Raw genomic sequence first — 14,982 nt, forward strand, 5'->3', positions numbered from 1 at the left:
TTGCAGCATTCTGCCGCAACCAGCCCTCTGCCAGCTTGCTTGCGCCACGCGCGTCAAGCGTTCGCTTCGCCGGGCTGACGCCCGCACTTGACCCGGCAACCACCCACTCGAGATTCGAAAGAAGCAACATTCGCCCCATCTCGTCGTCGGAACGGATGTCGATGTCTCGGCTCAGATCCCCGCCAGCAATGTACTCGAAATGTTTAATCGCATCGTTCACGGGGCCGAGGATCGCACGCCGCAAGTAATACCGGCTTCCAAGTGCCGCAAGAAGTCCCGTCACGATTGCGAGCACGCTCCCCACTCGAAAGAGGCCATCGCGACGTTCAGTCACGTCATAATCATGCTTCGACTGCTGGTATTGATACTGCTTAAGCCCCGTTGCGGCGTTTTGCATCTCCGTGTAGACCGTACCGACGATGACCATCTGCTTCAGAATCTCGCCGCGATCGGCCCGCACCGTTGCCTGTCGGAAAGTGTCCAGCGCGCGCTCGGTCGCCTCGTATTTGTCTGTCACCACTGCCGCGAGTCTGTCTTCTTCCGCATCGCGGGGCAAGGCAAGGTACTGCTTCCACGCCTCGCTGGCGGCGGCACGTACTTCGATGTCTTTGCCATACATCTTGGTTGCATCTTCGGAGCCGGGGTTGATAGCCGCGCGGTCGAGCGATGTCCGCTGACGTCCCACGTTGATCACCATTTCGCCGACGGCGATCGACTTCGGCAACTGAACGGAATAGGTTTGCCGGTTCGCGGCATTGCTCGCTGCCATCCCTGTCAATCCGACTGCCCCGACCCCGACGAGCAGAACCCCGAGAAATGCCATCGTAACGGCGAGACGACCACTAATGCTAAGATGCGAGCGAAACACCTTGCCTCCTTGACAGGCATACGCTGGGATAATGCTTACTTCCATTTCCCCGGAAGTTCCGGCGGCTACTTCACGGCCGTGCGCACCTTCGCTACCTGAGACTCAGTCACCGCGGGAGCATGGTTGCCCCAACTCGATCGCACGAACGTCAGCAAGTCTGCGATATCGCGGTCGTTTAAGCGCCAGTCAAAGCCAGGCATCGCGTAATGTGTCGGAGCCGCCTTCGTCCACGGTACTTCGCCGCCTTTGAGCACGATGTGTATCAGCGACGTAGGATCCTCCGTATTAACGACCGTCGACAGCGCGAGCGTCGGGAACGTCCTGTCGTAGCCGCTTCCACCGGTTCGATGACAAGCTGCGCAGTTGTCGAGGAACGTGAGGGCGCCGTTGCTACGATCACTGCCCGTGCGCAGGGCTCGATATGCGGCGGCGTCAGCTGTCAGCGCCTTAGTCGATCCATCGGCCGGCGTCAACGTTTTCAGATACGCTGCGATCGCTTGCAGGTCAGCATCGGTCATATGTTGCGTACTGTCCAGGACGACTTCGGCCATGCCGCCAAATGCGGCCGAATGCGCAGTACGGCCACTTTTCAGAAAGGCGACGATGTCTGCTTCGGTCCAGCTGGCGAGCCCATCTTTCCGGTCACCGCGAAGATTCTTGGCGAGATAGCCGTCAATCACACCACCCGACAGAAACGCCTTACCGTCATTGGTGAGCGCCTGCTCCTGCAGACCGAAACCGCGTGGCGTGTGACATGCGCTGCAGTGTCCGAGACCTTCGACAAGATAGCGACCGCGCGCGACGGGATCGGCGGCGATCGGTGAATCGTTCGTCGCCACGTCCGGCGCAAACGCCATGCGCCAGAATCGCAATGGCCACCGCATCGACAGCGGCCACCGAATGTCCGCCGCCTTGTTCGCCTGTGATACAGGCCTCACGCCGTTCATGAAGTATGCGTAGAGCGCCCTTATGTCGGACGGCTTCACCTTTGCATACGAGGCGTACGGCATCGCGGGATAGAGACTCACCCCGCTCTTTGCAATGCCGTGACGTACAGCATTGTCGAAATCCTCGAACGTGTAATCGCCGATACCCGTCTCTTTGTCGGGCGTGATGTTGGTCGAATAAATCTTGCCGATTGGCGAATCGATCGTAAGACCGCCGGCAAACGGCTTGCCGCCCTTCGAGGTATGACAAGCGATACAATCACCGGCGACAGCGAGATAGCGGCCTTTTTCGATCTGCACCTCATCCGCGGCAGTCGAGGCCGGCTTCACGATCGACGTATCAACGGCGGCCGCCGATGCCGGCTCTTGCGCGAACGCAAATGTGGCCCATGCAGCGCCCGCAAACAATGCCGACGACAGCACGGTCGTCGCAATTCTTTTCATCGTCATCGCGGTGCCCTTCAAGCTTGGACCAGCGCAGCGCCGGGATTCTTCAGATACTGTTCACGAATCGCTTTCGCCGAGTGGTAGGCCAACGCCACGACGATCCCCGTCGGGTTGTAGCCCATGTTCTGCGGAAATGCGGACGCGCCCATGACAAATACGTTCGGAACGTCCCAGCTTTGCAGGTACTTGTTGACGACACTCGTCGCCGGAGATGAGCCCATCACCGCGCCGCCCGTCGTATGCGTCGATTGGTACACGCGCGTATCGTAGCGCTGCCCCTTTTTGCGGATCGCGCGAAAGTGCTTCTCCGGCTTCATTGCCTTGGCAACCTCTTCGATTCGCGTCCCGATGTAGTCCAGCATCGAGTATTCGTTGTCGTGCCAGTCGAACGTCATGCGCAAAAGAGGTTGGCCGTATTTGTCGCGATAGGTCGGATCCAAATCCAAATAGGCATCTCGGTAGGGCATCACCGAACCCGCAATCGCAATCGTCATATAGCGCTGGTACGCATCGTTGACACCGGCCTTCCACGCGCTGCCCCAAGTCGGCGTTCCGGGAACAGTCGGTGCCTGCTTGATTGGGCGGCCTCCGGTGCGGACATGACGGACGCTCGCGCCACCGATGAAACCAAGCGGTCCGTGATCGAACTGGTCGCCGTTCAGATCGTCCATGCTGACGCCGCCCGCACCCGCGCCGACGAACGGGTTCAGTTGCGTGCCCTTGGGCAGGAGCACATTGATGCCACCATTCATCTGGTATGCGTAGTTGCGCCCGACAACGCCTTCCCTGGTCTTCGGATCGTATGGCTTACCGATACCGGAAAGCAGCAGCAGGCGGACGTTGTGCATCTGGAACGCGGCGACGATCACCATATCCGCCGGCTGCTCTACTTCGCGACCTTGCGCGTCGATATAGGTCACGCCCGTCGCACGCTTCTTGTCCGCGGTCAGCAGGACTTTTGTCACGTAAGCTTTCGTCCGGAGCTCGAAGTTGGGCTTCTTCAGCAGTACCGGAAGGATCGTGGTCTGCGGCGACGCCTTCGAGTACATGTAGCAGCCGAAGTCTTCGCAAAAGCCGCAGAAATTGCATGGCCCGAGGCGGACACCGTATGGGTTCGTGTACGGCTGCGATGCATTAGCGGCCGGCGCGGAATAAGGATGGAAGCCGACTTCTCGCGCAGCACGCTCGAACAGCGATGCACCAAGGCCATTCTTGAGCGGCGGTGTCGGAAATTCGCTGCTGCGCATGCCCTCGAGCGGATTGCCGCCCGCCTTCAGTTTGCCGTTGAGATTGCCTGCTTTGCCCGAAGTTCCGAATACCTTTTCGGCGAAGTCGAAGAACGGCTCCATCTCGTCATACGTCACACCGAAGTCCTGCACCTGCATGCCGTCGGGAATGAACTTCTTACCGTAGCGCTCTTCATAGCGCGTGCGCAATTGAAGCTCTTCGGGCAACATCCGGTAGTGCATGCCGTTCCAGTGGAAACCCGAACCGCCCACTCCGGTACCGAGCAGGAATGAGCCGTTTTGACGGTAGGGCACCGCTAGATCGTCCATACCATGACGGACCGTGACAGTCTCCGCCGAGAGATCCTGGAAGAGTTCACCACGCACCGCATACTTGAGTTCGTCGATGACCTTGGGATAGTTGGCGTCTGTAGGAGTATCGCGCATTGCGCCGCGCTCCAGTGCGACGACGTTGAGCCCTGCGTCCGTCAACTCCTGCCCGAGAATCGCACCCGTCCAGCCAAATCCCACAATGACGCAATCAACCTTATCTTTCTTCATTGCCACCGCCCTTACCCCCGCCTACCATCGATCGACACCGGACCATACGGGTACTTCACCCCAGGCTGCTCAATCCAATCCGCAAAATCGGCGCGCGCACCTGGGAAGCCGATCAGCTTCCAACCGACCATGCCCTTGTTCCCTCCGTAAATCGGATCGGCAAAAAAGCCTTCTTTCGTATTGCCGAGCAACTGCGAGAAGAAAGTGCGAGCGGCCACGGTATCGAAATGCACCCTGTTGTGCTCGATTTCGCGGAGCACCTCTTCCTGCTTCATGGTCTCGAGCTGAGAGAAAATTTTCCCGCCATACTGCTTGGAGCAGTAGTCGTCGCATTCCTTGATGCCGTGACGATAAATGTCGCGCGGCGTCATATTCGTCTGGTAGCCCAGTTCGGGGGGCTGATCCGGATGAAACGGCCCTTGCATGTACCAGAGTTTGCCGTGCCCGTAGGGAGTCTCCATCTGGCGATCAATGTATTCCGGCACCCCGGCCTTCAATGCACCGGGACCAAGGTCATCTTGGGGAATCAACCGGTCGACTGCAGCTTGGACGAACGTCCATTCGGCATCGGTGAAAAATGTGGGATGGTAGGCTGCGCGGCTATTGTCAGCGTCGGCAACCGACGCGGAAGAAGCGTTATCGTCGTGTCCGCTACACGCAGTTTGAAGAGTTGCGCCGGCCGCGACGGTCGCCGCTGGAACGATGGTCAACACCTGTCGCAAGAAGCGACGGCGCGGCTCCTCCTGGTGAGACATGGTCTATACACCTATAATATTGGAATTGAATGCAAAGCGCCCCGCCGCTCCTTATCAGTCTAACCAGCGCCAATCTGCACGCCGAGTTGCACTTCTTGGCCTTGGCGATCCCCAAAAAAACCGACGGCGCGCGGCTATCCGACTGTTGCGCATTGTCTGAGATCACTCACTATCAAACAAACTAGAAAAACTTTAAATCGCTGATAGAAAACCTTCCTAAGCGTCTATTGCGCCCCGAAAATCAAGGGCAGTTGTGAAGACGGCTGCTTCTAAGGACATCTTCAGCGGACCGGTTGCATCTTCCCAATACAGCGCGGGCGTTACGTCGACAACGAGTGCGGCCATCAGTTGTGCGTTCTCGTCCAGTTTCCGCTTCGTCAGCATCGATGGTCGTAAGCGGCGCAATCCCAGTGCATTCGTCCGGGCAAGCAGCACAAGGCGGCTGAAGCGTTCGCCCAGCACGCCAACGGCAGACGCATCGATTGCGCCCTTGATGAAGTCTTCTTCCCGCAGCTGCATGAGCCCGGTGCGCGCGGCCAGTCCGACTTCACCGACATTGCCGAACTGCGAGTGATGATCGCTGGCGTGCCATTCGAATACCGGCTGTAGCACTTCGCGCCCGCATTCTCGCGCCGGGAATACGCCAATGTCGTTGAAGGTGGCGAGAGCTTCGAAGCACTACTGCCCATGGGTGCTTACGCCGACCGAATATTGAGCCACTGGCGCGCTCAAAATTCAGTCGGCGCGGACACTTAGCCCAACAGGGGCTACGCTTGCACCTCGGATTTCGTGCGTGTCCAGTGACGATTTCACAAAACCGCAGTTGATCATTTCCTCGACAAACCGGTCCAGAAGCTCAGCGGCGGCTGGTCTCCCTTTTGGCGTTCCTACCGCCTGCTCGATCACCATGAAGCGACCCGGAAGCATCCGCAGCCCGCAGAGGCGACTGGCATCATATTCAAGCTGCTGCCGTACGCCTGCTGCCACCTCGTAGCGCTCCGCGAGCATTGCCTCGACAACTGCCGGAGAAGTTGGCGATCTGACAATCTCCGCGTGCCGCAGGCTGCGACTCAGGTAAAGATCGTATGCACTTCCCTTGCCGACGACGACCCGCGTGCCAGTCCTGTCGACGTCCTCGTTGCGCTGGATGGGTGAATCTTCAGGGACGAGATAGGCTCCTTCAATCAGCACATATGGACAGGTCTGCGCGATGCCTTTGCCACGCACCGGATCACGTGCAACGAAGGCGACGTCCCATTCGCCCTGTTCGCACCCCGCAACTACTTCGCCCGCGGCGTCATACAGGACGAGTTGCAGGGGCGCATCGACAAGTTTGGCTAACTTTTTTGCAAGGTCCACGGAGACCCCGACCGGTTCGCCTGTCTTAGGACTGCGGGCCGCCAGTATCGGATTGCCGAAGTTAATCGCAGCCCGTAGCTTTCCAGTCGGTATTAGCTGGCGCAGCTGTTCCGACGTCCCATAAGCATTAAATGGCATTTCACTCTCTTCAAAGCGTTCGGTGCGCGCCACACGGCAAGCACGCGGTCATGCGATGATTGTGTTCTCAACCTTCACTTGGCCTGGTCGACGAACTCATTCGTATAGGTTTTCGACAGATCGATGTGTTTGCCCTTGATATTGGCGTTAAAGCCGCTCATTACCTTCAGAACGGTCTCAGGTCCTCCATCGGGCATCTTTCCATCAGCGGAGTACATGGGCAGCGATGCTTTCAATGCCTGCACGTATAACGCCTTGTTGCCTCCGTAATAGTCCGCCGGCATCTTCGCGGCGATCTCTTCCGGTGAATGCGTATGGATGAATTGCAAGGTCTTCACAAACGCTCTCGCAAGCTTCTGCGCTTCCGTTTTGTGCGTGTCTGCCCAACTGCGCTGGACATAAAGGCTGGACGCCGGGTACAGCCCGCCCAGAGCCGCCTTGGTCCCCTCGACACTGCTCAGATCCACCAGCACTTTTGCGTCGCCGCCCGTGCGCAACAGGGACGTCGTCGGCTCGGTCGTCCATGCGACCTCGACGCGCTGCTGTTTCAACGACGCGATCAGGCTGTTCCCAGCACCGACAGGCAGCATCGAGTAATCGGAAGTCTTGAGGCCATATCGGGAGGCAAGATACTGGCCGAGAAACGCCGATGAAGATCCGAGGCCAGTGACACCGAGCGTTTTACCTTTGATATCCCCCATATTCCTGATACTGGCGGCGGCATCTGTGCGGACCATTTCCATGCTGCCAGGCACCAGCCCGAATACAACAATGCTCTCAATGTCTTTTCCTTTCGCCTGAAGATCGATCGAATGGTCGTAGAAGCCAACAACGGCTTGAGCCGCGCCCGCAAGCAGTTCGTTTTCCGCGTCGACGCCAGCCTGCTGCGACTGCAGTTCGACATCGAGCCCTTCGTCCTTGAAATACCCGATATTTTCCGCAAGTTTCGGCGGCAGATAAATCAGCTTGTTGATACCGCCGACAATAATCGTGATCTTCTCGGCGGCACGAGCATCGACTGTCTGAAAAGCACACACAGTGGCCGCCATGGCAGCGATTGCGCGAACGTTGAATTGCATTGAAAGTCTCCGCATTGTTATCGATATTTGAACTGGCGCGCCGTGACTGGAGCACCACAGAGCAGGATCAAACAGCGTGCACGACCGACGCCGGAACAAGTACTTCTCCCTGCATCAACCGACGCGCACTCCGGCTCATGATGGCCTTCGTGACAACCCATGTGCCATCACGTTCAACCGCCTCCGCGCCAACGGCCATCGTCCCCGAAGGATGACCAAAACGGAGCTGGTCGAGCTTCCTGCCACTCACGAGACGATTGACGACGGTACCGGGGATCGCTCCGGCAACAGCCAGCGCGACGGCGCCCGTTCCCGTCATCGCATGATGGAGCTTGCCCATCGACAGAATGCGCGCGTTGATATGGACGTCTTGTGGATCGATACGCTTACCGCTCGACGCGACATATCCACTCGGTAATGAGACGAATGCGAGCTTGGGCGTATGCGGGCGCTGTGCCGTCACTTCTTCAGGCGTTGCTGCCAGTCCCATCCGCACGGCGGCATGGGCGCGGATCGCTTCGCATTTGTCGAGCAGCGCCACGTTGCCATTAACATCCGACTGCAGTTCATTGCCCCGCAATCCGAGGTCTTCCGCGTTGATGAAGATGGCCGGATTGCCGGCGTTGATCAACGTGACCTGAAATGTGCCGTAACCGGGTACATCCAGCGATGTCGACCGCATTGCCCGTCGGGAACATGCCACCCGCTGCGTGCTCGACTTCTTCGGAACCGCCCGGGTCGAGAAATTCGATCCGAATTTCAGCGGCGGGGAACGTCACACCGTCGAGTTCGAAATCGCCCTCTTCAACGACCTCGCCACCTTTCACCGGCACATGCGCGATGATCCTGGCGTTGATGTTGGCCTGCCAGATTCGCACCGTTGCAATACCATCGTGCGGCGCATCGACGAGACCTTGCGCGATCGCAAACGGCCCGACGGCGGACGTCAGATTTCCACAGTTACCCGACCAGTCGATGACCGCGTTCTCAATCGATGCAGCGCCGAACAGATAGTCGATGTCGCAGTCGGGTCGCGACGAAGGGCCCACGAGCACGAGCTTGCTGGTGCTCGATGTCGCGCCGCCCATCCCATCGATCTGCTTGCCGTACGGGTCGGGGCTCCCGATGACCCTCAGCAGGATTCTGTCGCGCGACATCTTGTCGTCGGGCAGACTGTCGGCCCGAAAGAACACGCCCTTGCTCGTGCCGCCACGCATATAGACGGCGGGAATGCTGTACTGACCCATCTGTTATTCCTCAATAGTTGCAAAGACGATGCATACGGGGCTGCCCGTTTTGATCACACGACCGGTCGGAACGGGTAAGCCGGTGTCGATATCGATTTCATACTGGACAATCGAGTGCGAGTTCTCGTTCGCCACGTACATCTCACGCCCGTTGGGACTCAGGCAAAGAAAACGCGGACACTGTCCATTTGCCGAAGTCCAGTCAATGGCATGAGGAAGTCCCGTCTGCTCATCTAGCTGAACGGTTGCCACACTGTCGTGGCCACGATTCGTGACATAAAGACGGCGGCCATCCGGAGCGACGGCAATGCCAGCCGTGCGTGTCAGAGCGTGAAAGTCGGACGGGATGACGGAAACCGTCTTTAGCGGCATCAGTTCCCCTGTCGATGTATCGAATGACAAGGTCGTGATCGTCGAGTCGAGTTCGTTCGCGACATAAATCAACGGCAACTCAGGATGAAATGCAGCGTGACGCGGCCCGGCGCCTTCACGGCAACGCGCCGCCCGAACCACGGCTGAACCGTCACCCGTCCAGCGAACGGTGAACACGGTGTCCAATCCCTTGTCCGGAACGATGTGCCAGTCGGTATCGAAGCGCCGCGTCACATAGCGCGCGACGTGATGCGGATGTGACGATGCCTGCTCGACGCCATGAGGTCCGGGCTCGCCGGGAAATTCAAGCGGTGGCAAGAATGGCGCGCCAAGCGATCCGTCCTCCTGCAATGCGACACGCGTCGCCGTGCCCGTTGCGTAGCCTGCAACCACCAGCGAACTGCCATCGCGCGAGACGGCCAGGTGCACGGGATTGCGGCCTTCGCACGACTGGCTGTTCAACGCTGACAACAGCCCCGACGACGGATCGATCCGATACGCACTGACCGTGCTGCCGTCGCCATGGACGGCGTAAAGCACGTCTTGCGAGCGGTTGAGTGCCAGGAAACTCGGATTGACGAGCGGCTCAAGCGTTTGCACATGTTGCCATGCACCCGATGCGAAGACTGCATAGACGCCGATGCCGGTGCCTTCGGCATTGCGCTCCCGCGTCGTTCGGCATCCGACGTAAGCGAATGTTCGTGGCATGATCAAGCCGCCTTGCCCATCTCGTGGGCAATGCGCGGAAGCAGACCGCCCGCGCTGAAGATTTCCGCTTCCTCTTCAGTGTCGATGCGACATTTGACGGGCACGATCAAAACGTCACCGTTCTTGCGGGTGATGCGCAAAGACAACGACATCAACGGCACGATCTGTCCGTTCAGCCCTTCAATGCCGAATACTTCCGACCCATCGATGCCCAGCGTCTTACGGTCGACGCCTTCGGGGAATTCCAGCGGCAGCACGCCCATTCCGACGAGATTCGAGCGATGAATGCGCTCGAAGTTTTCACAGACGACGGCACGCACGCCGATCAGTCGGACGCCCTTCGCCGCCCAGTCGCGTGACGAGCCCGAACCATAGTTCTTGCCCGCGATGACGATCAGTTCCTGGCCGCGTTCTATGTATTTTTCGGCCGCATCGAAGAAGCGCATCGTCCCTCCGTCGGGTTCCATCCTCGTGATCGAGCCTTCCTTGCCGTCGGCCATTTCGTTGTGCAGGCGGTTGTTCGCAAACGTTGCGCGAATCGCCACCTGGTGATCGCCCCGGCGCGTGCCATACGAATTGAATTCCGCAGCGGTCACACCATGTGCGATCAGGTATTCGCCGGCCGCGCTCTCAGGAAGAATCGCACCCGAAGGCGAGAGGTCATCTGTCGTCACGTTGTCGCCGAAGACGCCGATTGCCCGCATCTGGTCGAAACGAGCCGCCCGGGTAAGAGCCGGCTGCCAGTACGGGGGGCGACGGATGTAGTTGCTGTCTTCACGCCACGGAAAACGCGCCGGCACTGCGTCAGCACCGTCCAGGCGTTCGGCATTGCGGAACATCTCCGTATAGATGCGCAGGTACTGATCACCATGGACACTCGCCTTGAGCAGACTGTCGATTTCCTCATCGGTCGGCCAGAGATCCTTCAGATACACGGGATTGCCCGCCGTATCTGTGCCGATGATGCCGTTCTCGATGTCGACATTGATCGTGCCCGCGATTGCGTAAGCGACGACCAAAGGCGGCGAAGCAAGAAACGCTTCCTTTACGCGCGGATGAATACGGCCATTGAAATTCCGGTTGCCTGACAATACTGCGACGGTGTGCACGTTGCGGCTGACGATGTCCTGTTCGATGTCCTCTGGCAAGGGGCCGGACATGCCGTTGCACGAGGTACAGCCAAATCCGATGATGCCGAAGCCGAGCGCTTCGAGCGACTCCATCAGACCCGCTTCACGCAGGTAACTTTCGACAGGCTTCGCCCCCGGCGCAAACGAAGTCTTGACCCACGGTTTGCGACCGAGACCTCGTTCCTTTGCCTTTCGGGCCACGAGGCCTGCCGCGATCATGTTGCGTGGGTTTGAGGTGTTTGTGCAGCTCGTAACGGCGGCGATGACGATCGAGCCATCTTGTAGCTCCATTGCCGAAGGCGCTCGCGGCTGCGTCGCGGCAAGCGCTGGCGGCCGCGCGATTCCTTTCGAAATCAGGCTTGAGAGCGGCACGCGATCGTGCGGATTCGAAGGCCCTGCCAGCGCACGGCCGACATCCGAAAGATCGAACGACAATACGCGGTCATATTCCGCGTCGTTGAAATCGTCCGCCCACAGCCCCTGCGCCTTTGCGTAGTCTTCCGTCAGCGCGATCTGCGCGTCCGATCGCCCCGTGAGACGCATGAAGTCCAGTGTCTTTTCGTCGATGGCAAAAAGCGCGGCCGTCGCCCCGAACTCGGGCGCCATATTCGAAATCGTCGCGCGATCGCTCAGCGTCATTGCGCGTGCGCCTTCGCCGTAGAACTCGATGATCGTGCCCACCACTTTCTGCTTGCGCAGGAACTCGGTGATCGCAAGCACGAGGTCTGTTGCCGTGACGCCCGGCTGCCGGCCTCCCTTCAGTTCGACGCCAACGATGGCAGGCAACCGCAACCAGACCGCGCGTCCGAGCATGACCGATTCAGCTTCGATACCGCCAACGCCCCAACCCAGCACACCGATCGCGTTGATCATCGTCGTATGGCTGTCGGTTCCGACCAGCGTGTCGGGATAGGCCACACCGTCCCTGACCTGGATGAGGGGGGACAGGTGTTCGATATTGACCTGATGCAGGATGCCGTTGCCCGGCATCAGCACATCGAGATTCGAGAACGCCTGCTTGCACCAGGCGAGGAATTCGAAGCGCTCCGCGTTCTTCGTCTGTTCGATCGCCATGTTCTTCGCCATCGCCTCGCGGTCATATCCCGCGACTTCGACGTTCAGCGAGTGATCGACGACCAGATGCGTGGGAACGACGGGGTTGATCGTCGCTGGATCACCGCCCGCTTCCGCAATCGCGTCGCGCATACCCGCGAGGTCGACGAGTGCGGGCGTGCCCAGCAGGTCTTGCAGCACCACGCGCGCCGGGTAGTAAGGGAAATCGACATCGTGATGACGCGCCGCGAGCGCCTCCAGATAACGGGCGGCCTGCGCCACCGGCTGTCTGCGCGCGATGTTTTCGGCGAACACACGGACGCTATACGGCATGCGGGCAAATGCAGTCGGATCGATGGACTGCATGGCGTCGGCGATGCTGACAAATGCCAGCGATTGATTGGGAAGATTGCGGGACATCGGGGTTTTCTCCAGGGCGATGCGGGGCTACTTGCGCTTCGATGTGTTGCATTCTATGATCACAAAACGCAATACGCAAATGCAGTCGCAGTCGGTAGTTACCCTGGCGGGCAGATTCCCGCGAGTCACCGGAGGAAGCAGGCAATGGCACAATCACAATCGGGCTTTTCAGTTGCATCGCCACCCCCGGCAGTCATGAACGGCCATTTGCCGCCCGCAACAGACATGCACGCCTCCACCGAAACCGCTTCCGCGCTCACACCGCTGCAGACCCGCGTCGCGCGTGAAATCCTCGCGCTTGCACGACGCGAAGATCTCGCTCTTGGCGACCGGCTCGCCGAATCGCTCCTCGCCGAAAAAATCGGCACGTCGCGAACACCCGTCAATGTGGCGCTTCATCATCTCGTGTCGCTGGGCGTGGTCTACTACGACGCCAATCGCGGCTTTTTCATGGCGAAGCCCGCGCGCGACGTGACTGACATCGCCGCACAGTTCTTCAACGAACCCGACGACCCGCTGTACCTGAGGATCGCCGAGGACCGCCTTGCGCACCGTTTGCCGGACGACGTCACGGAAGCCGACCTGATGCGGCAGTACGAAGTCTCGCGCAGCGAGTTGCGCCGAGTGCTCTCGCGGATGCAGGAGGAGGGCTGGATCGAGCGGCAGGTCGGGCACGGCTGGCAGTTCATGCCGATGATCGACTCCGTGGAGGCATACGAGGAAAGCTATCTGTTCCGCGCGGCAATCGAGCCGACGGGTGTGATGTCACCGACTTTCAGCGTGGACCGCGTCGAACTGGAGGAATTGCGGCGTCGGCAACGCTTCATCGCTGAAGGCGGCTACCTGACCATGAACTCGGTTGAACTATTCGAAGCGAACTGCGAATTTCACGAGACCATTGCGAAATGGTCGGGTAACCGGTTCATTGCACAGTCTGTACGGCGCATGGACCGGCTCCGTCGCCTCGTGGAATACCGACAGGCGCGCGCGCGCAAACCGCGCCAAGGCCAAGCGCTCGAGCATCTGGCCATTCTCGACGCGATTGCCCAGCATGATCTCTTGAAGGCCGCAGCGCTTCTGCGTAATCACATTGAAGGCGCGCGGCGCGCCAAGGTCCATGCACAGGAGGTATTCGCGCCATCGACATAATCCGATTCTCCTGTATTGCGGCTTTGGGCCGCTTTTTTAAACGCTAGACTGCGTTTTATTATCACAAAACGCTACACAAGAAGTGTCGGTTTGGGCGCGGTGGCGCCCGTGGGAGACAAGCATGTCATATCGCCGTGGCTGGATAGCCCTTTTTCTCTTCTGCCTGTCCATGATCAATTACATGGACCGTATCGCCCTCTCGATCGCAGCCAAACCGATCGCAACAGAGTTCCATCTGACATCGGTCGGCATGGGCTATCTGTTTTCCTCGTTCATCTGGACCTACACCCTGTTCTTGCTGCCGATGGGATTCCTGGTCGACCGCTTTGGTACCAAACGCATGGCCGGTATCGGCATCTTTGTATGGTCGGCGGCAACTGCGCTCACTGGCGCAGCCACCAGTTTCGTCAGCCTGCTGGCCGCACGCCTGGTAATGGGCGCCGGTGAATCGGTGAGCAATCCGGTAGGCGGGAAGGTCATCCGCCAGTGGATTCCGGCGCACGAACGTGGCGTGGTCACCTCCATGTTCAATAGCGGCTCCTATGCCGGGCCGGCCGTCTGTTCGATCATGCTGGGGTCGCTTGTCGCGCTCTTCGGCTGGCGCGTTTCGTTCCTTGTCGCGGGTGCCATCGGCTTCGTCTGGCTCGCCGCCTGGCTCGTCTTCTTCAACACGCCCGAGAAGGCTCGCTGGCTTAGCGAGCAGGAGCGGGAGAAGATCCTGCTGGAACGCGATTCGAAGCCCGCGAAGGCGGATGAAAACGTCAAAAGCGCCTCTGGTCTGCTGGGACTCCTGCGCACCCCTACGCTGTGGGGCCTCGCGATCACACAAGGTTGCAATGTATATACCCAATACCTTTTTCTGACGTGGCTTCCGAGTTACCTTCAAACAACACGGCACCTCAGCATCTCGCACACGGGAGCGTTTGCGGCCGTGCCATACGCCGCGTCAGTGGTGCTCTGTATCCTGGCGGGACGACTGAGCGACCGGTACGTGAAAGGCAGCGGCGTAGGCGCGGGACGGCGACGCAACGCGGTTGCGCTCGCAATGCTCACCGGCGCTACAATTCTCGCGGTCCCCTTCACAACCAACCTCGCTATTCTGCTTCTGATCTTTTCGATCACGCTTGCCGGCATTGCATCGACGACATCACTGAACTTTGCTCTTCTGAACGATCTGCTGCCCAGCTCCCGCGATGTCGCGAAAGCGATGGCCTTCGTGGTGGTCGGCGGCAACGTCTTCGGCACGATTGCACCGATTGCGACCGGCTATGTGATCTCCATCACTGGCAGCTACGACTGGGCGTTTGGCGTTGCCGGCCTACTTCTGATCGCCGGAGCCACTGTGATTCTCACCATGACCCGTTCGCCAATGGTTCGTCGTCTGGACGCAGCCAGGACCACGGTTTCAGCGTAAAGAGCCCACTCGCAGCGCGCGGTCGATGCGCCGCGCGGCCTGTTCGAACACTATTCTCGAAGAGGATGTTGCAATGATTTCGGTTGTTGGCCGGAGCCGTTAAAAATGC

11 protein-coding genes and 1 pseudogene are annotated in these 14,982 nt (G+C 59.3%); 2 read left to right on the plus strand and 10 right to left on the minus strand.

All coding sequences use genetic code 11. The features are described from left to right. The 10 genes and pseudogenes from AB4Y32_RS35545 to acnA form a co-directional block, all read right to left on the minus strand. The coding region (locus tag AB4Y32_RS35545; protein WP_368725774.1) for a Tar ligand binding domain-containing protein at positions 1-913 on the minus strand (913 nt) is incomplete at its 3' end. Positions 914-933: 20 nt separating this feature from the next. Beyond that, entirely contained in the window at positions 934-2,259 is a 1,326-nt protein-coding gene (locus AB4Y32_RS35550) for a cytochrome c (protein WP_368725775.1), read from the minus strand. A gap of 17 nt (positions 2,260-2,276) precedes the next feature. Next, on the minus strand, positions 2,277-4,055 hold the full coding sequence (locus AB4Y32_RS35555) for a GMC family oxidoreductase (protein WP_368725776.1): 1,779 nt from the start codon (positions 4,053-4,055) through the stop codon (positions 2,277-2,279). A gap of 5 nt (positions 4,056-4,060) precedes the next feature. Further along, entirely contained in the window at positions 4,061-4,804 is a 744-nt protein-coding gene (locus tag AB4Y32_RS35560) for a gluconate 2-dehydrogenase subunit 3 family protein (RefSeq protein ID WP_368725777.1), read from the minus strand. A gap of 216 nt (positions 4,805-5,020) precedes the next feature. Further along, positions 5,021-5,323: a hypothetical protein gene (locus AB4Y32_RS35565; protein WP_368725813.1), complete on the minus strand. Its 303-nt coding sequence runs from the start codon at positions 5,321-5,323 to the stop codon at positions 5,021-5,023. Positions 5,324-5,539: 216 nt separating this feature from the next. Then, on the minus strand, positions 5,540-6,301 hold the full coding sequence (locus tag AB4Y32_RS35575) for an ABC transporter substrate-binding protein (protein ID WP_368725808.1): 762 nt from the start codon (positions 6,299-6,301) through the stop codon (positions 5,540-5,542). 74 nt (positions 6,302-6,375) lie between these two features. After that, positions 6,376-7,380, minus strand: a complete 1,005-nt coding sequence (locus tag AB4Y32_RS35580) for an ABC transporter substrate-binding protein (protein ID WP_439899882.1) — start codon at positions 7,378-7,380, stop codon at positions 6,376-6,378. A gap of 67 nt (positions 7,381-7,447) precedes the next feature. After that, positions 7,448-8,627: pseudogene (gene prpF / locus AB4Y32_RS35585) on the minus strand (2-methylaconitate cis-trans isomerase PrpF). 3 nt (positions 8,628-8,630) lie between these two features. Continuing rightward, positions 8,631-9,707 carry a lactonase family protein gene (locus AB4Y32_RS35590; RefSeq protein ID WP_368725778.1) on the minus strand — a complete coding sequence of 359 codons (1,077 nt, stop codon included), beginning with the start codon at positions 9,705-9,707 and terminating at the stop codon, positions 8,631-8,633. 2 nt (positions 9,708-9,709) lie between these two features. Further along, positions 9,710-12,310, minus strand: coding sequence for an aconitate hydratase AcnA (gene acnA, locus AB4Y32_RS35595; RefSeq protein ID WP_368725779.1), 2,601 nt, complete (start codon positions 12,308-12,310; stop codon positions 9,710-9,712). 225 nt (positions 12,311-12,535) lie between these two features. Here acnA and AB4Y32_RS35600 point away from each other — a divergent pair, with 225 nt between their 5' ends. Both AB4Y32_RS35600 and AB4Y32_RS35605 read left to right on the plus strand, forming a co-directional pair. Next, a complete protein-coding gene (locus tag AB4Y32_RS35600; RefSeq protein ID WP_368725810.1) occupies positions 12,536-13,459 on the plus strand; it encodes a GntR family transcriptional regulator in 924 nt (307 codons plus the stop codon). A gap of 121 nt (positions 13,460-13,580) precedes the next feature. Beyond that, the gene (locus AB4Y32_RS35605; RefSeq protein ID WP_368725780.1) at positions 13,581-14,873 is read left to right on the plus strand and encodes an MFS transporter; all 1,293 of its coding nucleotides are present in this window, start codon (positions 13,581-13,583) and stop codon (positions 14,871-14,873) included. Positions 14,874-14,982: the final 109 nt, after the last annotated feature.

It is taken from the genome of Paraburkholderia phymatum, assembly GCF_040965635.1.
Lineage (GTDB): Bacteria > Pseudomonadota > Gammaproteobacteria > Burkholderiales > Burkholderiaceae > Paraburkholderia > Paraburkholderia phymatum_B.